Source organism: Bradyrhizobium sp. GW821-FHT13H05 (assembly GCF_058804065.1).
On the sequence record NZ_JBXAPO010000001.1, the window covers coordinates 584,026 to 607,225 of the forward strand.

The following is a 23,200-nucleotide window of genomic DNA, read 5'->3' on the forward strand; positions in this document are numbered from 1 at the left end:
GTAGCCCGGATTTCGCTTCCGCTCCATCCAGGCTACGACAGCGGTGTCTGAGGCGAGACGCCTCAGAGCATTCCCAGCGCCTGCATGTAGGTCTCGAGAATCGTCTCGGCCTCGGCGCGCTCGTTCGGGTCCTGCTTGCGCATCCGCACGATGGTGCGCAGCGCCTTGACGTCGTAGCCGTTGCCCTTGCTCTCGGCATAGACGTCGCGGATGTCGTCGGAGATCGCCTTCTTCTCTTCCTCCAGCCGCTCGATGCGCTCGATGATGGATTTGAGCTGGTCCTTGGCAAATTTCGTCGCGGGCTCGTCGTCGCGGACGGCGGCGGTGGTGGCCATCTTGGTACTCCAAATGGAACTGGCAAAACGAGGTGACGCCGGCAACCTCACCGCGCGTGCTGGGTAGACCCTTAAGCGTTAGCGCCCCTGGCGTTCAAGCAAGCATCGCGCTCGTCCACAGCGCGCCCACACCTTCCTGCGCCGGGGCGAAGAAAGCTGTTGTGTGGTGCGACTCAGCGCGCGCCGCGGACCATCGGCTCAGTGCCCGTGGGGATGGACCTTCTTCATCGCCTCGATCTGCTCGGGCGTGGCCGTGCCCTGGTGCTTCGATTTCCAGGTCTCGTAGGGCATGCCGTAGACGGCCTCGCGGCTCTCGTCCTTGCTTAAGTTCACGCCTTGGGCGTCGGCAGCGTCCTTGAGCCAGTTGGACAGGCAGTTGCGGCAGAAACCCGCCAGATTCATCAGGTCGATGTTCTGGACGTCGGTCCGCTCCCGCAAATGGTCGACCAGGCGCCGGAAAGCGGCCGCCTCGAGCTCCGTTCTGGTTTTGTCGTCGATTGCCATGGCTGGATCCCTCGGCTGGCCCTGATGTCGTCACCCTTACGGGATCAGGTAGGGTCCCGTCACAGATTTTGCCATATCGCGGCGCAAACGGGCCCAAAGCCGCCTCTCGCGGCAGTTCCCCGGCCCTACGCCAAATCGTCAATCATCTGGTATACGTTCCGCGACAATGATCGCCGAATCTCCCCGCCTCCCCCTTCGCCTGCTCGCCCGGTTGGTCCCGGTGCTGGTGGTTGGCCTGCTGTGCCTCTGGGCCAGCCCGGCCGCCGCCGATTTCCGGCTCTGCAACAACACCTCGAGCCGGGTCGGCATTGCGCTCGGCTACAAGGACGCCGAGGGCTGGACCACCGAGGGCTGGTGGAACATCTCGTCCCGCTCCTGCGAGACGCTGCTGCGGGGAACGCTGGTCGCCCGTTACTATTACATCTACGCCATCGACTATGACCGCGGTGGCGAATGGTCGGGGCAGGCCTTCATGTGCTCGCGCGACAAGGAATTCACCATCCGCGGCACCGAGGATTGCCTCGCGCGTGGCTATGACCGGACCGGCTATTTCGAGGTCGATACCGGCGAGCAGCGCGCCTGGACGGTCCAGCTTACCGATGCCAACGAACAGCCGGCGCAGCAGCGCGTGCCTGGCCTGCCCGGTCCTCTCGGCCCGGGCGGTGTCCCGGGTTTGCCCAATAGCCCGCCCGGTGCTACGCCCCCGGGCTCGCCCGGCCTGCCACCCCCGCCTGGAAATAAGCCATGAGGCGTCTTCGCCGTATCAAGATTCTCGCGACGCTCGGACCTGCTTCTTCGGACCTCGCGATGATCCGCCGCCTGTTCGAGGCCGGCGCCGACCTGTTCCGCATCAACATGAGCCACACCCCGCACGACAAGATGCGGGAGCTGGTGGCGACGATCCGCAATGTCGAATCGAGCTACGGCCGGCCGATCGGCATCCTGGTCGACCTCCAGGGCCCGAAGCTCCGGCTCGGCGCCTTCGCGGAAGGCGCGGTGCAGCTCCAGAACGGCCAGACCTTCACGCTCGATTCGGACAAGACACCGGGCGATGCCACGCGCGTCAATCTCCCGCATCCGGAGATCCTGGCCGCGCTGCGGCCCGGCCATTCGCTGCTGCTCGACGACGGCAAGGTGCGGCTGATCGCGGAGGAGACCACGAAGGACCACGCGGTGACGCGCGTCGTGGTCGGCGGCCGGATGTCCGACCGCAAGGGCGTCAGCCTGCCCGACACCGATTTGCCTGTTTCGGCGATGACGCCGAAGGACCGCGCCGACCTCGAGGCCGCGCTGGTCACCGGCGTCGACTGGATCGCGCTGTCCTTCGTGCAGCGTGCCGACGACGTCATCGAGGCCAAGAAGATGATCCGCGGCCGCGCCGCCGTGATGGCCAAGATCGAGAAGCCGCAGGCGATCGACCGCCTCGCCGACATCCTCGAGGCCTCCGATGCGCTGATGGTGGCGCGCGGCGACCTCGGCGTCGAGCTGCCGCTGGAGCGCGTGCCGAGCCTGCAGAAGCAGATGACGCGGATGGCGCGCCGCGCCGGCAAACCGGTGGTGATCGCGACCCAGATGCTGGAATCGATGATCCAGTCGCCGGTGCCGACCCGCGCCGAGGTCTCCGACGTCGCCACCGCCGTCTATGAAGGCGCCGACGCCATCATGCTGTCGGCGGAATCGGCGGCCGGCAAATTCCCGGTCGAGGCGGTCTCGACCATGAACCGTATCGGCGAGGAGGTCGAGCGCGACCCGATCTATCGCTCGGTGCTCACAGCGCAGCGCCCCGCCCCCGAAGCCACCGCAGGCGACGCCATCGCCGATGCCGCACGGCAGATCGCCGAGACGCTGGACCTGCCCGCTTTGATCTGCTGGACCAGCTCCGGCTCGACCGCGGTGCGTGTGGCGCGCGAGCGGCCAAAGCCGCCGATCGTGGCGATCACGCCCAACATCAACGCCGGGCGCCGGCTCGCGGTGGTCTGGGGCGTGCATTGCGTGGTGGCGGACGACGCGCGCGACCAGGACGACATGGTCAGCCGCGCCGGCCAGATCGCATTCCGCGACGGTTTCGTCCGCGCCGGCCAGCGCGTGATCATCGTCGCCGGCGTGCCGCTCGGCATCCCCGGCACCACCAACATGGTGCGCATCGCCTCGGTCGGCCCCGAGGGCGACGCGAATATCTGAGGCCGCCAAGCGCGGCCAAAACAAAAAAGTCGAAAACAACCCCATGCACAGTAGCCGGCTCGTCCGGCTATTTTGCTGCGGTTTTGCGAAAAGCCATGCGCAGGGAATGACCTGCGCGCGATCAGGTCTCGGCCCCGGTCACGCCCTGCTTTTTAGGCCCCGACCAGCGCCTTGGTCGTCGGCAACAGCGTCTGCTGCACCACCAGGCCGCGGGCGCGGGCGTCCATGACGCCGACGGCGCGCAGCGCCAGCAGCGTCACGGTCTGCACCGCATCGCGCATCTTGACGGGATCTTCGAGATTGTCGGGCGCGAGCGGCCCGACCAGCGCCTCATGCAGTGCGCCAAGCAGCGCGGTGGCGGCGAGCGCGGTGTCCTGCGCCGGCAAATGACCGGCGCGCACGGCCGCGTCGATCCGGCCTGCGATCTCGCCGGCGATCTCGCGCCGGCTCGCCAGACGGGACGCGCTGACATCGACATCGACAGGCTCGGCCAGGATGCCCCAGGCCAGCCGGCGCTGCGACAGGGTATGGACCGCCACCGTGGTGACGGCCGCCGCCAGCGCCGAGGACGGGCCCGGCGCGGCATCCGCCGCCCTGCGGATCGCCGCAAGCTCGTCCCGCGAAACCTCGGAGATCAATTCGGAGATCAGCTCGGCCTTGGAGGGAAAATATCGATAGACGGTGCCCGCCGCGACGTTAGCCCGGACCGCGACCGGCGCGATCTGAACCGCCGCCATCCCGCCTTCCGCCGCAGCCTCCCGCGCCGCCGCGAGGATCGCACTGCGCCTGGCCGCAAGGCGCTTAACCACTTGATGCGTCCGCCGATAAACCATGGCGCGCTTCCTGTCCCACACGCTAGCCGCACGCCCTGCGGCCGAACGCTTCGTCACTGCACGAGATGCAAATCGCCCCGCAAGGACTGAACAACTATTCAGGGTAGATGACAAGATGCATTTGCGTGAAGCGTCATGCCCAGCGGCGCAGGGCGACTTCGCGCAAATGCACAGAGCCGGTTGGCGAGCGGCTAACCACGATTGTTACCGCCATCTTAAAGCAGGCCCGCGACTGTACCGCGATACTGCAACTCTACCTCGGTGCAGAATGCTCGATACGGACGCCCGGACCGCCTGGCAGCTCTTCCATCTGAACTGGCTACCTGTCGCCGCCATGGGCTGCCTGCTGGCGCTCGGCCTGCCCTACGCCGGTCTCAGTCTCGAGCCCGTCGCCTACAGCATTACGCTCGCAATCGCGGCCGTCCTGGTCGCAATCGCCTATGGTCACCGGATCGCCAGAGGCGAGCGCGCCGACCCGAAGCTGGTGTTCGCGCTCGGCACGATCGGACAGGTCCTTCTCACCTGCGCCATCGCCGGACCTTTGAGCTACGTCGCGGGCAAGATGAACTGGCCGCTCCAGGACGACGCGCTCCTGGCGATCGACCGCGCACTCGGCCTCGATCCCGAACCGCTCGCGCGCTTCGTCAACGACCATCCCTGGCTCGCCGACCTCCTGGCGCGCGGCTATGGATTAATCAAATGGCCGCTGCTCGGCATTCCCGTCGTGCTGACACTGACGGCGCGCTACGTGCGGCTGCAGGTGTTCATGCTCGCGATGAGTCTTGCGCTCGTGGTCACCATCGCGATCTCCGCCATGGTGCCGGCGATCGGCACCTATTACGGGCTGCAATTGCCGGCCGCGCATTTCCCCGAGATCAACACCGCGGTCTATGCCGGACAGTTGCGCGACATCCTCGCACTGCGCGACGGCAGCCTGCATGAGCTGCGGCTGTTCTTCCTCTCCGGCATCGTCTCGTTTCCGAGCTTTCACGCCGCATCCGCCGTGCTCTACATGTGGGCGCTATGGCCGGTGCGCGGCATCGGCGGCATCGCCGCCGCGCTCAATCTGTTGATGATCGCGGCAACGCCGGCGATCGGCGCGCATTACCTCGTCGATGTCGTCGGCGGCATCGCGGTTGCCGCAGCGTCGATCTGGGTGACGAAGTTCTACGTCCAGCGGCTCGACCACACGTCGTCCGTGTCTGCCGCGCCTGCGCCGGTCTGGCAGCCCAGCCTGGCAGAATGACGGCGCGATCGTCTTGATCAGCGGCCCGCTGCCCTGGAGTGGGCAAAGCCCAGCGTGCCCACCATCACCAGCGCGCCGACAGGCACGGTGTTTCCAACGTCATTGCGCCCGCTTCTACGATTTCCATACCGCCATCCTGAGGTGCGAAGAGCGCAGTGCACAGCACTGCGCTCGAAGCCCCGAAGAATGAAAGGCCGAGATGCAGCCGGGCCGCCGCCCTTCGAGACGCTTGCTTCGCGGCCACCTCAGAGGGTGACGGTGTCGATGGGTTGGCCTGAAGATGACGCCGGGCGCCCAAAAGAAAAGAGCCCCGTCGAAGACGGGGCTCTTAGAATTCTCAGGTCGACCAGTCTTACTTGAGGCTGCTCGAGATCGAGCCGAACTTGGTGTTCAGCGTGCCGCCGAGCTGATTGACGACGGTGATGATCGCCAGCGCGATGCCGGCAGCGATCAGGCCGTATTCAATGGCGGTGGCGCCGGATTCATCCTTCACGAAACGCGCAACGAGGTTCTTCATAGAGTGCTCCCAAAAATGTACACAAGGCTACAAGTGGTCTGGTCTCTTCGGCTTCCCAGCGCCGCCCGACCATGGAACCGAACGTAGAGGCAAAGAATTTCGCCGCAGTTAATTCGACTGCGTAAACACGGAGCGGTTTGGGTGTATTGGCCGATGGTAAACCGAAATTGAAAACAATCGGTTAAATTGTCCGGACATCACTACAGCCGCGTCCCGCCGATTTACTGGAAGTTATGACCGCCGTGGTCTGATGCTGGCCGAGCATGATCCGGACCCGAAGGGCCGCGTTAGCGCAACGTGCGAAGCGGTTTTCCGAAAAGACCATGCTCGGAAAATAAAGTGCGATCTCATCGCGCCAACCCGATAAGAACAAGCAGGACGACGAGGCGGCATGTCCCTTTCCTTTGCCAACAGCATCGCGGTGCAGAGCCGCGCGCGGGCGCTGGTGCCGCTCTGCGTCGGAGCGGGCGCCTATCTCTTCTTCCTCTATGTCGGTGATACGCTGCTTCAGGACTCCGACTCGTTCTGGCAGATCAAGATCGGGCAATGGATCCTCGATCACCGTGCCCTTCCCTATACGGACTTCTATTCCTTCACGCGGCCCGGGGCGCCCTGGGTTTCGACCTCATGGTTGTCGCAGGCCCTGTTCGCCCTGTCCTATGCGCAATGGGACTGGGCCGGGCCGGTGATCCTCACCGCGCTTGCGGTCGCATTGTCGGCGGCGATCCTCGTCGACCTGCTCGACGCACATCTGGAGATGCCGCGCTCGGTGCTGTTCGCGATGCTGGCGGTGGCGCTTTCGCTGCATCACATCCTGGCGCGGCCGCACATCCTGGCGCTCCCGGTTATGATTGCGTGGGTCGGCATGCTGATGGCGGCGGCGGATCGCAAGGGCACACCATCATGGTATTGGCTGCCGCTGATGTCGCTGTGGTCGAACCTGCATGGCGGTTTCGTGCTGGGCCTGGCGCTGATCGGCCCGATGTCGTTCGTGGCGCTCTGGGGTCTTGATTCCGGCAAGCAGGTCAGGCTGCTGCTGCGCTGGTTTCTGTTCGGCGTCGCGGCGCTGGCCGCGAGCTGCGTCACGCCCTATGGCTGGCGCACATTGCTGGGCGCGACCAACATCCTCAATCTCGGCGAGCTGCTGATCGTCATTTCCGAATGGATGCCCGCGAACTTCGCGTCCTTCACCGGATTCGAAGGCGCCCTGCTCGGCCTGATCGCGATCGGGCTCTATCGCGGCCTGACGCTGTCGCCGCCGCGCATCCTGCTGATCCTGCTGCTGACCTGGATGGCGCTGAGCCATGTCAGGAGCATCGACGCCTTCGCCTTCCTGGTGCCGCTGGTGCTGGCCAAGCCGCTCGGCGAGACATCTCCGCTGCCGCCGCCGGATGCGCGAAGCTCCGACAGCTGGCCGGCCCGCTACGTCACCATCACGGGCGCGCTGATGATCGTCGCCGCGGCATGGACCTCGACCTCGATCTACATGTCGCATCACCGCTTCACCTTCACGATGGCGCAGACACCGGTTGCCGCCGTCGACCTGCTCCAGAAGCGCAAGGTGCAGCGTCTCTTCAACGCTTACCAGTTCGGCGGCTACCTGATCTCGCGTGATGTCCCGGTCTTCGTCGACGGCCGCGCCGAGCTCTATGGCGAGAAATTCGTGATGGACTTCTTCAAGGCGACGGAGGGAAGGCAGCCCGAGCTCCTTCCCCGGCTGCTCGACGAGCACAAGATCGACGCTACGCTGCTGGTTGCCGATGCTCCGGGCCCTCAGATCCTCGATCATCTCAAGGGCTGGAAGCGGATCTATGCCGACGACATTGCGGTGATCCATGTGCGGGAGGACGCCGCGGCCCCCTCACCATGACGATCCCGCCCGCAGATTGCGTGTCGATCGATCATTGAGGGCGCGATCTCGCGGCGCTTCGGATCGCTACGGCCCCCCGCTGCGGTCGCTGCAAATTGCCGCCGCCTTGTGACTGAGATCAGCTGCTCGCGTTGGCGAGTATCCTCAGTGCCCCGTGCCGGATCACGCGCGCGACGCCGGATCGCTCAACCTGAAGATCGCTCCAGCGCTGATGCGTCCTTCCGCATCACAGGACCGTTTGCGTCCGTCGAAAATACGCAGAGCCGCTTCGTCCGATAGATGACGCCGCTCCCCGCTTCCGGGCCTTGGCAGATATCGACGACATAGCCGATGCCATTGCGCGATGCGTAAGCCATTCGCTCCGCCAGCGAATGCAAGCCCTCGACATCCGTCAACCTGCTCCGCCATGTCTGATAATAAGAGGGCGTCAGCATCGACGATCCGCCCCGCCTGAAATCGATCCAGATGCGGCGATGCGAGACGAATTCGAAAACGACGGCCCGCGAGAGCGCGATATCGGCGGCGCTCGATTCCAACGCCGGATCGAACTTCGGCGTGTTCGGAACGAGGAACATGGCCGTCGCAGGGGTTGCGTTGCGCGCCCAATTGCCGACGTCCGTCCACTCCTCGACTGCGTCGGTATAGAGCCGATTGAATTTGACGTTGTACCAGGTCGAGAGCGGCCAAATCGCCATCACAGCGGTAGCAAGCACAAGATAACCCATCGTGCGCAGGTAGGCCGGCGCGGGACCGGGCCCGACCTTCAGAAAGACAAAGGCCAGAATGAACAGGATGGAGGCCAGGCTGGCGAGGTCATCAAGACTCAAGAACAGCACAATGAGGCACGCCGGCAGGAAAGTGCCTTCCTTGTCGCGGCGCAGCCAGCTTGTCGCCAATGCGGCCATGGCCAGCCCAGCCAGCAGATGAATGACCGTGCCCGACCGCAACAGATGAAGGTTGAGAACCAAGGGCGAGCCGGTCACGAACGGGACGCCGATGCCGACCACATAAACCAGGACTGCGCCAAGATAGGCTGCCTGAAGCTGCGTGGCGCTCCGCCCGAACCACAGGAGGCCGGCCGCGCCGACAAGCGTGACGCCCAGGAGCGTCAGGAGGTCACCCAGCTGCGTCGAATCGATCAGCACATGGCCTGGAAAATACTGACGGAGGAACGTCGCATAGTCGAAGCCGAGCGGACTTCCGAACTCCGGATTCGAGACGAAACCATACAGGACGAAAGCCACAAGCGGCACGCAGAGAACGAGGCCGGCCAGGGTACGCAAAACAAATTCCCTGACGGTCACCTTCCGCTGCACCAGAAGACTGATGCCGATCAGCACCAACGGCAGCACGAGCCAGACCGCAAAGAACGCATTGATGAAGAACGTCACGCCGACCGCGACGGCTGCCGCGGCAAAGCGGCCTCTTGCGGCAAAATAGATCGCGAGAAGGGCCGTGCCATTCGCGATTTCGGAATGCGTAAAGTAGTTGATGAACAGCCCGCCGGTGCCGGCATAGCTGTAGCCGTTGAGAAGGGCGATGAAGCAGACGATCAGGCTGAAGACGATCTTGTCGCGGCGCTCGGTGATGCCCAGCAGCGAGGCGCAGCAGAGGAACCCGACAAAGGTGAGCAGGCGGGAGAGGAAAAACAGGATGAAGAACAGCAGCGGAATGTCGTGGAAGTATTTCTCGACGCCGCTCAGCACCAGCCAGACGCCGGAGGCGAAATAGCGCAGCGATTGGATGAATGCGTCGTCGTGATACTGAGGCTCGTTGTAGAGCCCCGCGACGATCGGCAAATGATACTGGTTGTTGATGATGCCGAAGACAAATCCGGTATGCAATACCGACACCGCCGACGCCAAGACGGCCACCGAGATGGTCTCGACCCAGGAATTGGGGATACTGGCTACGCGGTTGCGATCAGCCATATCAGAGGCGACGTTGATATCCGCCATGTGAGTTCCCGGAGAAAGCGAGGGCTGCGGATCTGCCTTGGTGAAGCGCCGTATCGACAACTTGTCCAAAACGCCTGGTTGGCCCGCGCTCGCGGAGCTACAAAACCGGACAACAGCAGAACTAGACCGCAAACGCTAACGCGGGATTAATCAACACTCTCCGGAATTGCGCGCGGCGCCGCGATGGCCGAGCCTGCCGGCGGCGCTGGCATTGCCAAAGGCGGCGCAGGGCGGCTTCGTCGGCCGTCGCTGCGCCGTTTGCGGCGCATTTCCTTTCACCTCGGCATCTACGGCGCGACTCCTGGCCTCTGCGAGCTTTCGCACATTCACCAGCAGCGGGCACTTCAAATCCTCAGCGGTTGCGCAAGGCCGCCTTAACTACCACGCACTAGACTTCCGCTCCTGCAACCAGGTTGGACTCCCCCGCATGGCGGCCAATTTCAGATCGATCCGCTACAGCCTCGTCATCCCCGTATTCAACGAGGAAGCCGTGCTGCCGGTCCTGCTGCGCCGCCTCGACCTGGTATTGTCCCGGCTCGACGGGCCGGCGGAAGCCATTTTCGTCGACGACGGCAGCAGCGATTCCAGCTCGATCGTGCTGCAGGCGCTCGCCTCGCGCGATCCACGCTTCCGCTATATCGGCTTGTCGCGAAATTTCGGCCATCAGATCGCCATCACCGCCGGCATGGACGCGGCGCGAGGTGACGCGATCATCGTGATGGATGCCGATCTGCAGGATCCGCCCGAAGTGATCGAGCAATTGATCGCAAAATGGCAGGAAGGCAACGAAATCGTTCACGCTCGCCGCCTGTCGCGCGAGGGCGAAAGCCAGTTCAAGCGTGCGACCGCGCATCTATTCTACCGGCTTCTCGGCAAGATGTCCTCAGTCGGCATCCCCGCCGATGTCGGCGACTTCCGCCTGATCGATCGCAAGGTACTCGAGGCACTCCGGCAGATGCCGGAGCGGGACCGCTTCGTGCGCGGCATGATCGCCTGGCTCGGCTTCCGACAGGCCGAGGTCGCTTTCCACCGCCTCGAGCGCGCCGCGGGCGAAACCAAGTACCCGCTGTTCAAGATGGTGCGGCTCGCCATGAACGCCGCCCTTGGCTTCTCCGATCTACCCTTGCGGCTTGCGATCTGGTGCGGACTGACGGTCTCGGGCCTCGCGCTGCTCTATGGTGGCTGGGTGATCCTGTTGTGGCTGAGCAAGGACAGTCATCTCGCGACCGGCTGGTCCTCGACGATCGTCGTCGTGTCCCTGCTGTGCGGAATCAACATGCTGATGACGGGCATCGTGGGGCTTTATGTCGGCCGCATCCATGCCGAGGTGAAACAGCGCCCGCTCTACGTGGTGCAGACGCGGGCGGGCTTCGATCGCAGCGAGGCCGCAACCGCGGCACCCGCGATCCACGCCGTCAACGAGTGACCCCGCGCATGACCGAGCTCTTCGACGGCTATCACGACAACTATCGCGACGTGGTCCAGTCATCGATCGATTTTTCGGGCTTACCGCATCATTTCTTCATGCGCGCCAAGGCCGATCTCCTGCGCGATCTGATCGCGCAGCGGCTGGATGCGAAGAGGCCTGAAATGCTGGACGTCGGCTGCGGCGTCGGTAGCCTTCACCCGCTGCTGCGCGGCATGGTCGGCCGCTTGAGCGGCATCGACGTATCTTCGGCGAGCCTGGCGCAGGCGCGCGTTGACAACGGTGGGGTCGACTACCGTGAGTATGACGGCCGCACTTTTCCTTTCGACGATGCCAGCTTCGATCTGGTCACGGCCATCTGCGTGATGCACCATGTCGTGCCGGGCGAATGGGCGCAGTTCGTCGCCGAGATGCGGCGCGTGACGCGTCCCGGGGGGCTCGTCTGTGTGATCGAGCACAATCCGTACAACCCGCTGACACGCCTTGCCGTCTCGCGCTGCGAGTTCGACCGGGACGCGGTCCTGCTCGGTGCGGGCACAACCCGGAAATTGATGGCCGCCGGCGGCTTGCGCGAGATCGACTCGCGCCATTTCCTGTTGCTGCCCTGGGACACCAAGCCGGCGCGGCGCCTCGAAGACGCTCTGGGCGGTGTGCCGCTCGGCGGCCAATACGCCGCTTTCGGAGCCGCTTGACCTATCTTGGCGGGATATCTCGCCGCTTGTGCACGACCGCCACGTCGTCGCTGTAGACGCGCTGCCACTGGGGCAACCGGTCGAGCATCGCGATTGCCGGCGTCTGCGGCGCTAGCAGCGTCGCGCCGATCTTGTATTCATCGAGCAGCTTGAGAAAATCGGCGAGGTCGACCAGCGCTACGGCGCGGTTGTAGCGGTCGATGAACGCTCCCCCGTACAGTTCGCCGCGACCATCGATGAAGGTGGGAATGCCGGCGAAGATCAGATAGCCGCCGAAGGAATAATCGTTGAGCACGGGCCCCGTCCTGGCGAGGTCGGCTTGAGCGATGGCGGCTTCAGGCGTGATGATCGGAGCCGGCCGCACGTCGCGCGCCAAGGCGATCCCGCTCATCAAGATCAACAGACCGAACGCGCCCAGATTCATGCCCCGGGATTCGACGGTCGCATCGGCTCGGACCGGTCCACCGAACTTGCGTCCCAGCGGGGCCGCCAGATAGAGCGGCGCCAGCATGGCCAACAGATCGGCATTGCGTATCTGCGCTAGCGCGAAATGGAGCAAGCCAATCACCACCAGGGCTCTCACGAGCGGCAGCGTCACACCGCGCGACAGCGCGAAGATACCGGCCAGCAGCAGCAACTCGAAGCCACCGATGTGGCTGAAATCCTGCGGCCGCCATTCCGAGATCCAGGCGAGTGCGGGACCAAGACCGAGTGTCGTGAGCGGCATCAGCAGCGGTTCCGGGCCGTGGGGCGTCAAGCAGGACGCCGCGACGGCGAGTGCCGTGAATGGGAGCCATCGCAGCAGCACGCGCGGCCATTGGCTGCGCTTCTCACGCAATAGCGCCTCGAGTCCCGCAGGGCCAATCAGTCCAATCGCCAGCACCACACTGCCGTGCAGATTGGCCCACAGCACCAGCAGTGGCAGGGCCCAGTATGGCAGAGGCCCGCCACGATCCATGCAGCGCACCAGGGCAGCCGCCCAAATCACCATCACCGGCAACACCAACACGTGTGGCCGCGCCAGCATATGCGGCGCCAGCAGGATGACGGCCGCGATCACCATGAGCAGCGTCAAGGTTGGTGAAAGCTCGCGCAACAGGAAGAACGTGAACAGGCCGAAGGCGAGCGCTATCGCCGCCGCGGCCACGACGATGACACCAGGCCAGCCGGACAGCGCGTAGGCTGCGGCATAAATGACCTCCGAGAGCCATTCAAAGGCGATCCAGTGCGCGCCGTGCATCGAAAAGGAAAATGGGTCGGTCGCCGGCAGGGCGCCGTGCGCCATGATCCAGCGCCCGACCTCGATGTGAGAATAGCTGTCGGGATCACCGAGCAGCCGCGGCGCAACGATCAGCAACAGAGCATAGACGCCAAGGCTCACCAGCCACGGGAGCGCTGCACGTACCGAAAGCGGTTGAACCGCGCTGTGGACGGCCTGGTCGGTCATTGCGGATCAAAGTAGAGCGCAAGCGTTAAGCTCATATTTAACGTTTCTCGCATTTGCCCATGCGGGCTGACCACGCCCGTTGGCGTGAGCCGGTCGCGTCGAATTCCGAGCGGGACGATGGCTCAACCGGCAGATCGCTCCGTCGACGGCGGCGCGTCCTTCCCTGCCGCAGATCCGTTTGCGCTCACTGAAAATACGCAGAGCCGCTTGGTCCGGTAGATCACACCCTTCGGCACTTCCGGGCTCTGGCAGATATCGATGACATAGCCGATGCCGTTACGCGACGCGTAGTCGGTGCGCTCCGCAAGCGAATTCAAGCCCTCGACATCCGTCAACCTGCTTCGCCACGTCGGGTAATACGAAGGCGTCAACACCACCGATCCGCCACGCTTGAAATCGACCCAGATGCGACGATGTGAGACGAATTCAAACACGCCCTGGTGATCGAGCGCCATATCGGCGACGCTCACTTCGGCTCGACCGTCAAGCTCCGGCCTTCTTGGAATGAGGAATGTTGCGGTCAATGGCGTGTTGTTGCGCGCCCACTTGCCGATTTCGGTCCACTCCGCGACCGCCTCACTGCAGATTCGTTGGAAGTCGAGGCCGGACCGGATCGCGAGCGGGCCTGCGACCAGGACAGCGATACCAAGCACCAGATAGCCCATGGTACGCTGATAGGATGGGACCGGTCTCGGCACAATTGTCAGAAGAGCAAATATCAAAACGGCCGTGACCAAACCCAGACCGGTCCAGCCGTCAAGGGTCAAGAACAGCACGATAAGACAGGCCGGAAGGAAAACCGCCTCCTTGTCGCGCCGCAGCCAGTTCGTCGCCAACGCCGCGATTGCGAGGGCAGCAAGCAGGTGAATGACCGTGCTCGATCGCAGCAGATGAAGGTTGAGCATCAGCGACGATCCGGTCACGAACGGCACGACGATGCCGATCAGATAGACCAGAATTGCACCCAAATAGGCTGCCCGCAATTCGGAAGCGGCGGCCTGCCTCGGCCAAAACAGCGCGAGCGCTCCGATCAGGGTGACGCCCAAGAGCCCCACGATGTCGCCGAGCGAAATCGAATCGATCAGCACGTGGCCCGCGTAATACTGGCGAAGGAAACTCGCAAGGTCGAGGCTGGACGGACGACCAAACTCCGGATTTGCGAGAAATCCATTGGCCACGACAAGCACGAGCGGCGAGCACAGGATGAGGCCGATCAGCACGCGCGAGGAGATTTGACCGATCGTCGCTTTCCGCTGCGACAGGTGACAGATCCCGATCAGCGTCAGCGGCAGCACGAGCCAGACCGCAAAGAAGGCATTGACGAAGAATGCTATGCCAGCAGCGACGACTGCTGCGGTGTAGCGGCCTCGAGCGGCAAGGTAGATCGCCAGAAGTGCGACGCCATTCGCTATCTCCGAATGGCTGAAGTAGTTGATGAACAAGCCCCCGGAGCCGGCATAACTGTAGCCGTCGAGAAACGCGATGAAACAGACAATCAGACTGAAGATGATCTTGTCGCGTCTTTCCGTCACCCCCAGCAGGGAGGCGCAGCACAGGAACCCGACAAAACTGAGCACCCGGGAGAGAAAAAACAGAACGAAGAACAGCAGCGGAACGTTGTCGAAATATTTTTCGACGCCGCTCAACACAAGCCAGACGCCGGACGCGAAATAGCGCAACGACTGGATAAACCCGTCGTCATGATATTGCGGCTCGTTGTAGAGACGGGCGACGATCGGCAAATAATTGATGTTGTTTGTTATTCCAAAAACGAATCCGGTGCGCAATACGGATATCGCCGCCGCGAAAACGGCAACCGAAAGTGTCTCGACCCAGAAGTTCGGGATGCTGGCCGCGCGATCGCGGCAGCCCAAGTCAGAGGTGACGTTGACGTCCGCCATTCGGGCACCGGAGGAAGTGACGGCTGCGGATCAGCCTCGGTTGAGCGCCGTTTCGACGATCCGTCCTCGGCGTCCGGACGTCCCGCGCCCGCAGGAGCGATGGGAACGAACAGCAACAAAACTAGACCGCAAACTCTAATGGCGAATTAATCGACCTTCCGGGATGGGCCCGCTGCCCTGATGGTAAATGTTCAGCTAACAAGCAAACCGGTCGATGCGGTCCGGGACGCGTCAGTTCCCCGTCTGCAACTCGCCGAAGCGCTCCCAGCTCCTGCCGTTGAAGCGCATCAACTGCATCTGGTCGACCGGGACGTGATCGGTCGGGCTGGTATTGACCTTGATGCCGGGCAGCAGCATCGGCAATTCGAGATCGCGGATCGCGTAGGCCTGCTTCAAAATGTTCTCGGTCGACAGATCGTCGCCGCAGGCTTTCAGCACCGCCTCCAGCGCCATCGCACTGTTGTAGGCGTTGACGTAATTGGTGTCGTGCTGGTCGGCCTCCGGCACGTATTTCGTCATGAACGCGCGCCAGCCCTTGACGCCGGGGTCGTCCTTCCAGGCGGGATCGTCGGGGTCCTTCACATAGGCGGTGGAGATGATCCCGGTGCCGGCCTCCAGGCCCGCAGGCTCCATCACGGTCGAGACCCATACCGCCACGTTGGACAAGAACGTCATCGGACGCCAGTTGATCTCGAAGGATTTGCGGATGGCTTGCGCCGCGAATTTCGGCGTCGCCGCGATCACGAACACGTCGGCGCCTGAGGCCTTCAACTTCACGATCTGGGAATCGATGGTCGGGTCCTGGATCTCGTAGGTCGCATTGGTGACGACGGACTCGTATTTCTCGCCGAGCACGTCCTTGAGGCCGGCGAGATAGTCGCGGCCGTAATCGTCGTTCTGCGAGATCACGGCGAACGTCGCGTTCGGATTCTTCGCCAGCGCATAACGCGCATAGAGCCGCGCCTCGTAGCGGAACGGCGCCTGCACGCCCATCGTCGCCTGCGGATATTGCGCGATGTCTGCGAATTTCGAGGCGCCGGAGCCGATGAAAAGCTGCGGCACGTTCTTGGATTGAAGATATTTTGCGATCGCGGTGTTGTGGGCGGTGCCGATCGAGGAGAAGATCAGCGCGACCTCGTCGCTCTCGACCAGCCTGCGGGTCTGCTCGACCGATTTCGGCGGCGCATAGCTGTCGTCGAGCGAGATCAGGTTGACCTTGCGGCCGTTGATGCCGCCCTTCTCGTTCAGCATCCTGAAATAGCCGACTTCACCCTTGCCAAGCGCGCCGAAGGCGGACACTGGCCCGCTATAGGGCATGGTCTGGCCGATCCTGATTTCGGTCGCGGTGACGCCGCGCATCTCGGCGGCAGGGGAAGCAACAGGCTGGAACAGGATTGAAACGGCGCCAAGCGCGCCCAATGCCGTCGCAAGACGCATCGGCCTCCCCTCCCCTTTTGCCGGTGCGGTCGCGCCGCACCTTTATTTGAGGACAGCATGCCATGACATCGCTGCGGACTCCAATCATTATAAGCGACGTCGATCCAGGGTGGGCAAAGCGCAAGAGCGCCTTTGTCTACCTGCGAAACTGCCGACAAGTCATTGCGAGCGCAGCGAAGCAATCCAGACTGTCACTGCGGAAAGACTCTGGATTGCTTCGCTGCGCTTGCAATGACGGAATGTGCGGCTATGGCTCGCATCCCTCACCGGAGTCCGCGCTATTTCGCGAGCTTGGCGCGATCCTTCACGGGGATCACGAGCTTGAGGCCGGACCAGATGTCGTCGACGGCGCAGACCTTGATGTCGACGAGGCCGTTTGCGAGCGCGGTCTTGCGCACCAGCGTTTCCGTCACGTCAGTCGCGACACCCGACGCCTTCTTCGGCCATGACGCCCAGATCGTTCCGTCGGGCGCGATCACCTTGCGGTAGCTGCGCAGCCTGGCGGCGAAGCCTTTGGCTTCGGTCGCGAAGACATGCACCATGTCGAGCGGCGCCTTGGCCGTCTTTGCGATCCTGACGTCGTCAGGCAATTCACCAACGAGATCGCGATAGGGCGTCGAAAGACCGTCCACGAAAATACAAAAGCCCGGCTTGATGCCGAGCTTTTGCACTAACGGTTTGCCGGAATAGCCGGCCATGGCCCGCGCAGGACTTAGGCCTGCGGCTGCGGCTCCAGACCGGGATCCGGATCGGGCCGCGGGCGCGACTTGCCGGCCGGGGGCACGGCGGAGGCGCGCGGCGTGGTCGGCTCGAGCACGGACTCGCGGTTCGGCTTCTTGCCCTTGAGCAGGTCGACGATCTCGTCACCGGACAGCGTCTCGAACTCGAGCAGGCCCTTGGCGAGGGCTTCGAGGTCGGCACGCTTCTCGGTGAGAATGCGGGTCGCTTCGTTGTAGCCCTCCTCGACGAAACGCCGGATCTCGGTGTCGATCTTCTGGACCGTGGCTTCCGAAGCGTTCTGGGTGCGCGACACCGACATGCCCAGGAACACCTCGTCCTGGTTTTCGCCATAAGACACGGTGCCGAGCGCCTCGGACAGGCCCCAGCGCGTCACCATCATGCGAGCAAGGCGCGTGGCCTGCTCGATGTCGGAGGACGCACCCGAAGTCACCTTCTCGCGGCCGAAGATCAGCTCTTCGGCGACGCGGCCGCCCATCATGATGGCGAGGCGCGAGGTCATCTGCTCCAGCGACATCGACAGCTTGTCGCGCTCCGGCAGCTGCATCACCATGCCGAGCGCACGGCCGCGCGGAATGATGGTCGCCTTGTGGATCGGATCGGTCGCGACGACGTTGAGGCCGACGATGGCGTGACCGCCCTCGTGATAGGCCGTCAGCAGCTTCTCTTCCTCGGTCATGACGAGCGACTTGCGCTCGGCGCCCATCATCACCTTGTCCTTGGCCTCTTCGAACTCGGCCTGCGTCACCATCCGCTTGTTGCGGCGGGCGGCGGTCAGGGCGGCTTCGTTGACGAGGTTCATCAGGTCGGCGCCGGAAAAGCCCGGGGTGCCGCGCGCGATGGTCTTGAGGTTGATATCGGGGGCCAGCGGCACCTTGCGGACATGGACCTTGAGGATCTGCTCGCGGCCGACGACATCGGGATTCGGCACCACGACCTGGCGGTCGAAGCGGCCGGGACGCAGCAGCGCGGGATCGAGCACGTCAGGGCGGTTGGTCGCGGCGATCAGGATGACGCCCTCGTTCGCCTCGAAGCCATCCATCTCGACCAGCAGCTGGTTCAGCGTCTGCTCGCGCTCGTCATTGCCGCCGCCAAGGCCGGCGCCACGGTGACGACCGACGGCATCGATTTCGTCGATGAAGATGATGCAGGGGGCGTTCTTCTTGGCCTGCTCGAACATGTCACGGACGCGGCTCGCGCCGACGCCGACGAACATTTCGACGAAGTCCGAACCCGAAATGGTGAAGAACGGCACGTTGGCTTCACCCGCAACCGCACGCGCGATCAGGGTCTTACCGGTGCCGGGAGGGCCGACCAGCAGCACGCCGCGCGGAATGCGACCGCCGAGGCGCTGGAATTTGCCGGGGTCGCGGAGGAATTCGACGATCTCCTGGAGGTCCTGCTTGGCTTCGTCCACGCCGGCGACGTCCTCGAAGGTGACGCGGCCATGCGCTTCGGTCAGCATCTTCGCGCGCGACTTGCCAAAGCCCATCGCCTTGCCGGCGCCGCCCTGCATCTGCCGCGACAGGAATATCCAGACGCCGATCAGCGCGATGAAGGGCAGCCAGGAGACCAAGAGCGAGACGAACCACGGCACGTTGTCGCCGGGCGGCTTCGCGGTGATCTGGACCTTGCTGTCATAGAGGCGCTTGACCAGCGTCGGATCGTTCGGCGCATAGGTCTGGAAGCTGGAGCCGTTGGTGAAGGTGCCATGGATATCAGGCCCCTGGATCACGACGTCGCGCACATTGCCGCGGTCAACTTCGCTCAGGAGCTGGGAGAAGGCGATGTCCTGCGAGGAGGCGCGCTGCCCCGGATTCTGGAAGAGCGTGAACAACGCCAACAGCAGCAAGACAATGATGACCCAGAGGGCGAAATTGCGCAGATTGGCGTTCATCGATCTTCCTTCGTGGTCGCGCGGATCGCGACCCTGATCCTTGGGCAGTGACTTGAGCTATGCGAGGAAATCCCCAAGGAATCCTCTTGGTTAGACGCATACAATCTAGGTGCGGCCCTGGTCGCTGCCAAGGGAACGAGATGGGACTATTTATCCCATCTTAGAGCGATTCCCGCTGAAATAATGGCGACCTGACCGGGGTTTTTCCTGCCTGGTTAAGGTGTCCTGACGGCGCCGCCTGGAAACGGCCGGTGTCATGATCCGCCCTCATCCGCCCTTCAAATCCCTTTGGACCGCCGGGCCGGCGCGGGCGCGACGTGGATACGCCCGCCAGCAAGGCTGATCAAGGCTCCCGCAAGGGTCTGCTTCAGGATCGCACGGCCATTTGCGGCTGTGCGGGGGCCCGCGGCCATACCGGTGGCGACGGCCTGATCGAGCGCGGCCAGGAGGGTCTCGACCTTGCCGAGTTCCGCCGGCCCCTCATGGCCGAGCGCATTGACGGCCCGCAGCAGCAGCCGCAGCCGGACCTCCTCCGGCAGGAGGGCAAAGGCTTCGGCGTCGAAGACAATTTGGGCCTCGAAGCTGCGAAGGCCCGCCTGCGGCGCATCGCCGCGCGGGCGAAGCTGAAGGAAACGCTCGGCACCATCGACCAACACCTCGACCGCCGCATTGGCGCGTGAGAGACGCGCCGCGAGCCGCGCAAGGCTCCTGCTGTCACCACCCTCGGCCGCGAGCTGCGGCAGCAGCGCACGCAGCCGCGGCCGGGTGAAGGCAGTGTCACGGTTGGTGGGATCGTCGGCAAAGCCGATCTTCGCCCGCTTCAAGGTCGCGATCAGCTGAGATTTCGGAACGTCGAGCAGCGGACGCGCCAGCACAATGCCGTCGCGCTCCGTGAGGCGCGCCATCGCCGACAGCCCGGCCAGCCCGCTGCCGCGGAGCATCCGCATCAACAGCGTCTCGGCCTGGTCGTCGCGGGTGTGGGCGGTCAGCACATGGCTCGCGCCGGCCTTGCGTGCGGCCTGCGCAAGCAGGTGGTAGCGGGCTTCGCGCGCGGCCGCGGGCAGTCCGGTCTTCGGCTTGGCGCCGCGCCAGCGCAGGGTCCGGTGCGGCAGACCGAGCTCGGTCGCGAGCCGTTTGACCTCGCGCGCCTCGCGCGCCGCTTCCACCCGCAGGCCATGATCGACGGTGACGACGGTGAGAAGCGGGCCACGCCCAAGGCTGCGCCGCCAGCGCGCCGCGAGCCACATCAGCGCGACCGAGTCAGGCCCGCCGGAGACGGCGAGCACCAGTCCGGGTGCGCCTCTGAGCTCGGCGAAGAGCTGCTTCGCTTCGCGCGCCGAGATCGGTGAATTGTCGTCGTCTGACATGACGCTGCAATCGTCCGCGGATGGATCGACTGTTTAGCGCAACGCCATCCGCTTTGTCAGCGGATCAGCACTTCACCCGCTTCTGTTCACGGTCGACCGCCGCTTTGACGCCGGCGGAGGCGCGCGGATATTTGCGGCCGACCTCGCCGAAGGCGGCGCAGGCGGCTTCCTTCTCCTTCAGTGCGGCCAGCGACTGGCCGAGCCGAAGCAGCGCGTCCGGCGCCTTGGCCGATTTGTCGTATTTGGTGGTGACGGCAAGGAAGGCTTCCGCGGAGTCGCGATATTGCTGGCGCTGGAAATAGCTTTCGCCGAGCCAGTATTGCGCGTCGCCGAGCAGCGGGTCACTCGGGTATTTCTGCGCGAAATTCTTCATGGTCTGCTCGGCGAGCGCATAGTCCTTGCGCTGCATGTAGCCGATGCCGAGGTCGAACTCGTCGCGCGGCGTTGCCGAGGGCGGCAGTGTCGCAAGGGCCGTGCCGCCTGCCGGCGCTGGGTAACCGGACTGGGCCGGCGGATAGCCCGGCTGTGCCGCCTGCGGCGCGGCCGCTTGCGGATAGCGGCCAGCGGTGTTGCCGAGATCGAGCGGCTCACCGGCATTGCGCCCGCCGGGCGCGCCGACCGGGGCTCCTGCCGGGATCGGCTGCTGCCCGCCGCCAAGTGCCCGCGGCGCGCCGGGCGCGCTCGGATTCTGGCCCGGGTCGAAGGCGTCGCCGCGGCGGCGCGTCCCCGGTGCGCCGGGCGGCGGCGCCTCCTGAATGATCGGCGCGGGCGCAGCAATCTGGGGCTGCTCGTAGCCCGGCTGCTGGGCGGGCTGCTGCTGACGATAGGCCGGCGCGACCTGCGCGGGCGGCATGGCCGCGACGTTGGGCTGGAGCGGCGCCTGCCCGGGCGCCACCGGCGCGCCGCCTTCGAGCGCTCGCAGGCGCTCCTCGAGCTGACGGTTGCGGTATTGCAGCTCTTCGTTCTGGCCGGTGAGCTGGCGCAGCTGGTTCTCCAGCCGCTCGATCCGGATCTCCGGATCATCATCCGACTGCGCGAAAACGGGCGAGCACAAGGAGAGCAGCGCGGCGGTCGCCACGGTGCCGGTAAAGACCTTCAATCTGGATGACATCTTGCCCTGACGACGAAAGCGAAATGGCCTGCGACGGAACCTTCGACGCGCCACACATTGAAGCGGAGTACGCCAAAAATGTGACTGCTACAAAGGGGTTTCTGTCACAGAATGCTGAAACGAAACCGGCGCCCGAGAGGGCGCCGGCATCATCGGTTTCTGAAGATGAACGGCGCCTGACTGGACGTCAGGAGCTCGCGTTCAGCACGGTAACGGCGCGACGGTTCTGCGACCAGCAGGAGATGTCGTTACAGACGGCCACCGGCCGCTCCTTGCCGTAGGAGATCGTGCGCATGCGGTTCGGATCGATGCCGCGCGAGGCGAGGAACGAACGCACCGACTGGGCACGGCGGGCGCCGAGCGCGATGTTGTATTCGCGGGTGCCGCGCTCGTCGGCATGACCTTCGATGGTGAAGGAGTAGCGCGGATAGCTCTGGAGCCACTGCGCCTGCTTCTCCAGGGTCACGATCGCCTGCGGGGTCAGATCGGTCTGGTCGCTTTCGAAGAACACGCGGTCGCCCACGTTGACGACGAAGTCCTGCTGACTGCCCGGCGTCGCGGCGTTGGCCATCGCATCCGCAGCAGAGTTCTTGTTGGCGCAGGCGCCCATCGACAGCGCGACGGCAAGCACCGCGGCCAGCTTCAATCCCTGGAGGATACGCATAGGATGTTTCATTCCGGAGCCTCCACGCTCACGTTAGTCCACTGCTGTCCGGTCTACAGGGGGTTGGTTAAGCGAACGTTCCGTCAACCTTGACGGAACCTTGCCTCAGCCGGTCAAATGCCCCCAACCAGCGAAAAGCACCCGTCATGGTTAATGGGTTGTAAATGTGGCGCGAGGGTGAAGGCAAGCCGCGTTAACCGGCAAAATCGCTGGCTTTGCTTGAATTTTGGGCCCAGAGGACGGAAAGCGCGGCGCGCCCCGGGGAGAGGCAGGCCCGCCAGACCTCAGGCGTGGGCGGCGTCCGCCACCAGCACCGGCCGCTGCGGGACCTGGCGCTGGCCGCCGCGCCCGAACAGCATCCGCCGCTCGAAGGCGGTGGAGCGCATGATCGGATAGCGCTCGAACACCTTCTTGCGGAAGGTCGGAAAATCAGCCGCCATCAGGCCGAACGCCTTGGTGAGACCGGGCACGAGCCGGGGCTCGGCGATGGTCTCATGCAAGAACACTCGGCGATAGAAGGCCTGATGCTCGGGACGCACGATCGCAAGGCCGAGATCGGCATTGAAATGCTCGCAGGCCATGTAGGCCAGCCGCGTCGTGAGGTACGGCAATTCCGGAACGCGCTTGACCTGATCGGGATCTGCGACGAAGCGGGTCGGATCGATCATGACCTCGCCGCGATCAAGCCGCGGCAGCAGGATTTCCGGGAAGACATCGGACGACGTGGACTCGCGCCATTCCGAGGTGAGCACGCTGATGCGCACCGAGCTGCAAAGCTGGCCACGGAGATAGACGCCGAAGGTCCACGCGTTCGGCAGTTCGTCGTAGCGATCGGTGACCCGTGCTTCCGCCGATTCCTTGACGGCACCTTCGCGCAAGTAGGCGCGGTAACGGAGGTTGTAGATCTCCTCCTTCTCCGCGGCCGTTTCCGCAAGATGATAATCGACGTCGGTCAGGAGTTCCGCACCCCGTCCAACAGCCGAAATGATCGCTCTGGCTGAGGACTGCATTCCAACTCCTTACCCACCACCGCTCAACGCAATCGCGCAGAACAACCTCCACGCGCGAGATCAATT

The 23,200-nt window shown here is 64.2% G+C and carries 20 protein-coding genes; 6 read left to right on the forward strand and 14 right to left on the reverse strand.

The window, feature by feature from the left end:
• Window positions 1-62 precede the first annotated feature (62 nt).
• Both AC1RR3_RS02760 and AC1RR3_RS02765 read right to left on the reverse strand, forming a co-directional pair.
• The gene (locus AC1RR3_RS02760) at window positions 63-335 is read right to left on the reverse strand and encodes a DUF2312 domain-containing protein (RefSeq protein ID WP_094976882.1); all 273 of its coding nucleotides are present in this window, start codon (window positions 333-335) and stop codon (window positions 63-65) included.
• Between the two features lie 198 nt (window positions 336-533).
• On the reverse strand, window positions 534-839 hold the full coding sequence (locus AC1RR3_RS02765; protein WP_492819089.1) for a DUF1244 domain-containing protein: 306 nt from the start codon (window positions 837-839) through the stop codon (window positions 534-536).
• 166 nt (window positions 840-1,005) lie between these two features.
• On the opposite strand from AC1RR3_RS02765, the gene AC1RR3_RS02770 reads away from it, so the two are divergent.
• Window positions 1,006-1,587 carry a DUF1036 domain-containing protein gene (locus AC1RR3_RS02770; protein WP_492819091.1) on the forward strand — a complete coding sequence of 194 codons (582 nt, stop codon included), beginning with the start codon at window positions 1,006-1,008 and terminating at the stop codon, window positions 1,585-1,587.
• Window positions 1,584-3,020 (forward strand): pyruvate kinase, encoded by a 1,437-nt coding sequence (gene pyk, locus AC1RR3_RS02775; RefSeq protein ID WP_492819093.1) that lies wholly within the window; start codon window positions 1,584-1,586, stop codon window positions 3,018-3,020. The genes AC1RR3_RS02770 and pyk overlap by 4 nt, the downstream gene beginning before the upstream one ends.
• A gap of 152 nt (window positions 3,021-3,172) precedes the next feature.
• Here the strand turns inward: pyk and AC1RR3_RS02780 are convergent, their stop codons facing one another.
• Entirely contained in the window at window positions 3,173-3,853 is a 681-nt protein-coding gene (locus AC1RR3_RS02780) for a TetR/AcrR family transcriptional regulator (protein WP_057757575.1), read from the reverse strand.
• Window positions 3,854-4,121: 268 nt separating this feature from the next.
• Between AC1RR3_RS02780 and AC1RR3_RS02785 the strand changes: the two genes are divergently transcribed.
• Complete coding sequence (locus tag AC1RR3_RS02785) at window positions 4,122-5,099, forward strand: phosphatase PAP2 family protein (protein ID WP_492819096.1); 978 nt, start codon at window positions 4,122-4,124, stop codon at window positions 5,097-5,099.
• Between the two features lie 352 nt (window positions 5,100-5,451).
• On the opposite strand, the gene AC1RR3_RS02790 is transcribed toward AC1RR3_RS02785, so the two are convergent.
• Entirely contained in the window at window positions 5,452-5,616 is a 165-nt protein-coding gene (locus tag AC1RR3_RS02790; protein WP_492819098.1) for a Flp family type IVb pilin, read from the reverse strand.
• A 391-nt stretch (window positions 5,617-6,007) separates the two neighbouring features.
• Between AC1RR3_RS02790 and AC1RR3_RS02795 the strand changes: the two genes are divergently transcribed.
• Window positions 6,008-7,486 (forward strand): hypothetical protein, encoded by a 1,479-nt coding sequence (locus AC1RR3_RS02795; protein WP_492819100.1) that lies wholly within the window; start codon window positions 6,008-6,010, stop codon window positions 7,484-7,486.
• Window positions 7,487-7,671: 185 nt separating this feature from the next.
• Here AC1RR3_RS02795 and AC1RR3_RS02800 read toward each other — a convergent pair whose 3' ends face one another.
• Window positions 7,672-9,444: a hypothetical protein gene (locus tag AC1RR3_RS02800; protein WP_492819102.1), complete on the reverse strand. Its 1,773-nt coding sequence runs from the start codon at window positions 9,442-9,444 to the stop codon at window positions 7,672-7,674.
• Window positions 9,445-9,871: 427 nt separating this feature from the next.
• Between AC1RR3_RS02800 and AC1RR3_RS02805 the strand changes: the two genes are divergently transcribed.
• Together AC1RR3_RS02805 and AC1RR3_RS02810 are read left to right on the forward strand one after the other, a co-directional pair.
• Window positions 9,872-10,870, forward strand: coding sequence for a glycosyltransferase family 2 protein (locus tag AC1RR3_RS02805; RefSeq protein ID WP_492819104.1), 999 nt, complete (start codon window positions 9,872-9,874; stop codon window positions 10,868-10,870).
• Window positions 10,871-10,878: 8 nt separating this feature from the next.
• Window positions 10,879-11,562: a class I SAM-dependent methyltransferase gene (locus AC1RR3_RS02810; RefSeq protein ID WP_492819106.1), complete on the forward strand. Its 684-nt coding sequence runs from the start codon at window positions 10,879-10,881 to the stop codon at window positions 11,560-11,562.
• 1 nt (window position 11,563) lies between these two features.
• Here AC1RR3_RS02810 and AC1RR3_RS02815 read toward each other — a convergent pair whose 3' ends face one another.
• The 9 genes from AC1RR3_RS02815 to AC1RR3_RS02855 all read right to left on the reverse strand — a co-directional run bounded on the left by AC1RR3_RS02815 (window position 11,564) and on the right by AC1RR3_RS02855 (window position 23,134).
• Window positions 11,564-13,009, reverse strand: coding sequence for a hypothetical protein (locus AC1RR3_RS02815; RefSeq protein ID WP_492819108.1), 1,446 nt, complete (start codon window positions 13,007-13,009; stop codon window positions 11,564-11,566).
• Between the two features lie 122 nt (window positions 13,010-13,131).
• The gene (locus AC1RR3_RS02820) at window positions 13,132-14,910 is read right to left on the reverse strand and encodes a DUF6798 domain-containing protein (protein WP_492819110.1); all 1,779 of its coding nucleotides are present in this window, start codon (window positions 14,908-14,910) and stop codon (window positions 13,132-13,134) included.
• A 231-nt stretch (window positions 14,911-15,141) separates the two neighbouring features.
• Complete coding sequence (locus tag AC1RR3_RS02825; protein WP_492819112.1) at window positions 15,142-16,347, reverse strand: ABC transporter substrate-binding protein; 1,206 nt, start codon at window positions 16,345-16,347, stop codon at window positions 15,142-15,144.
• A 278-nt stretch (window positions 16,348-16,625) separates the two neighbouring features.
• On the reverse strand, window positions 16,626-17,045 hold the full coding sequence (locus AC1RR3_RS02830; protein ID WP_492819114.1) for a DUF3052 domain-containing protein: 420 nt from the start codon (window positions 17,043-17,045) through the stop codon (window positions 16,626-16,628).
• A gap of 14 nt (window positions 17,046-17,059) precedes the next feature.
• Window positions 17,060-18,982 (reverse strand): ATP-dependent zinc metalloprotease FtsH, encoded by a 1,923-nt coding sequence (gene ftsH, locus AC1RR3_RS02835; RefSeq protein ID WP_008136887.1) that lies wholly within the window; start codon window positions 18,980-18,982, stop codon window positions 17,060-17,062.
• 278 nt (window positions 18,983-19,260) lie between these two features.
• Window positions 19,261-20,349, reverse strand: coding sequence for a tRNA lysidine(34) synthetase TilS (gene tilS, locus AC1RR3_RS02840; protein WP_492819116.1), 1,089 nt, complete (start codon window positions 20,347-20,349; stop codon window positions 19,261-19,263).
• A 64-nt stretch (window positions 20,350-20,413) separates the two neighbouring features.
• Entirely contained in the window at window positions 20,414-21,460 is a 1,047-nt protein-coding gene (ybgF, locus tag AC1RR3_RS02845) for a tol-pal system protein YbgF (RefSeq protein WP_492819118.1), read from the reverse strand.
• Window positions 21,461-21,647: 187 nt separating this feature from the next.
• Complete coding sequence (pal, locus tag AC1RR3_RS02850; RefSeq protein ID WP_008136891.1) at window positions 21,648-22,136, reverse strand: peptidoglycan-associated lipoprotein Pal; 489 nt, start codon at window positions 22,134-22,136, stop codon at window positions 21,648-21,650.
• A 272-nt stretch (window positions 22,137-22,408) separates the two neighbouring features.
• Window positions 22,409-23,134, reverse strand: a complete 726-nt coding sequence (locus tag AC1RR3_RS02855; RefSeq protein ID WP_492819121.1) for an N-acyl amino acid synthase FeeM domain-containing protein — start codon at window positions 23,132-23,134, stop codon at window positions 22,409-22,411.
• Window positions 23,135-23,200 lie beyond the last annotated feature (66 nt).

Excerpts from the sequence above, each read along its gene's own strand:
- AC1RR3_RS02760 (WP_094976882.1), bottom strand. The coding sequence starts at position 335 with ATGGCCACCACCGCCGCCGTCCGCGACGACGAGCCCGCGACGAAATTT.
- AC1RR3_RS02765 (WP_492819089.1), bottom strand. The coding sequence starts at position 839 with ATGGCAATCGACGACAAAACCAGAACGGAGCTCGAGGCGGCCGCTTTC.
- AC1RR3_RS02770 (WP_492819091.1), top strand. The coding sequence starts at position 1,006 with ATGATCGCCGAATCTCCCCGCCTCCCCCTTCGCCTGCTCGCCCGGTTG.
- pyk (WP_492819093.1), top strand. The coding sequence starts at position 1,584 with ATGAGGCGTCTTCGCCGTATCAAGATTCTCGCGACGCTCGGACCTGCT.
- AC1RR3_RS02780 (WP_057757575.1), bottom strand. The coding sequence starts at position 3,853 with ATGGTTTATCGGCGGACGCATCAAGTGGTTAAGCGCCTTGCGGCCAGG.
- AC1RR3_RS02785 (WP_492819096.1), top strand. The coding sequence starts at position 4,122 with ATGCTCGATACGGACGCCCGGACCGCCTGGCAGCTCTTCCATCTGAAC.
- AC1RR3_RS02790 (WP_492819098.1), bottom strand. The coding sequence starts at position 5,616 with ATGAAGAACCTCGTTGCGCGTTTCGTGAAGGATGAATCCGGCGCCACC.
- AC1RR3_RS02795 (WP_492819100.1), top strand. The coding sequence starts at position 6,008 with ATGTCCCTTTCCTTTGCCAACAGCATCGCGGTGCAGAGCCGCGCGCGG.
- AC1RR3_RS02800 (WP_492819102.1), bottom strand. The coding sequence starts at position 9,444 with ATGGCGGATATCAACGTCGCCTCTGATATGGCTGATCGCAACCGCGTA.
- AC1RR3_RS02805 (WP_492819104.1), top strand. The coding sequence starts at position 9,872 with ATGGCGGCCAATTTCAGATCGATCCGCTACAGCCTCGTCATCCCCGTA.
- AC1RR3_RS02810 (WP_492819106.1), top strand. The coding sequence starts at position 10,879 with ATGACCGAGCTCTTCGACGGCTATCACGACAACTATCGCGACGTGGTC.
- AC1RR3_RS02815 (WP_492819108.1), bottom strand. The coding sequence starts at position 13,009 with ATGACCGACCAGGCCGTCCACAGCGCGGTTCAACCGCTTTCGGTACGT.
- AC1RR3_RS02820 (WP_492819110.1), bottom strand. The coding sequence starts at position 14,910 with ATGGCGGACGTCAACGTCACCTCTGACTTGGGCTGCCGCGATCGCGCG.
- AC1RR3_RS02825 (WP_492819112.1), bottom strand. The coding sequence starts at position 16,347 with ATGCGTCTTGCGACGGCATTGGGCGCGCTTGGCGCCGTTTCAATCCTG.
- AC1RR3_RS02830 (WP_492819114.1), bottom strand. The coding sequence starts at position 17,045 with ATGGCCGGCTATTCCGGCAAACCGTTAGTGCAAAAGCTCGGCATCAAG.
- ftsH (WP_008136887.1), bottom strand. The coding sequence starts at position 18,982 with ATGAACGCCAATCTGCGCAATTTCGCCCTCTGGGTCATCATTGTCTTG.
- tilS (WP_492819116.1), bottom strand. The coding sequence starts at position 20,349 with ATGTCAGACGACGACAATTCACCGATCTCGGCGCGCGAAGCGAAGCAG.
- ybgF (WP_492819118.1), bottom strand. The coding sequence starts at position 21,460 with ATGTCATCCAGATTGAAGGTCTTTACCGGCACCGTGGCGACCGCCGCG.
- pal (WP_008136891.1), bottom strand. The coding sequence starts at position 22,136 with ATGAAACATCCTATGCGTATCCTCCAGGGATTGAAGCTGGCCGCGGTG.
- AC1RR3_RS02855 (WP_492819121.1), bottom strand. The coding sequence starts at position 23,134 with ATGCAGTCCTCAGCCAGAGCGATCATTTCGGCTGTTGGACGGGGTGCG.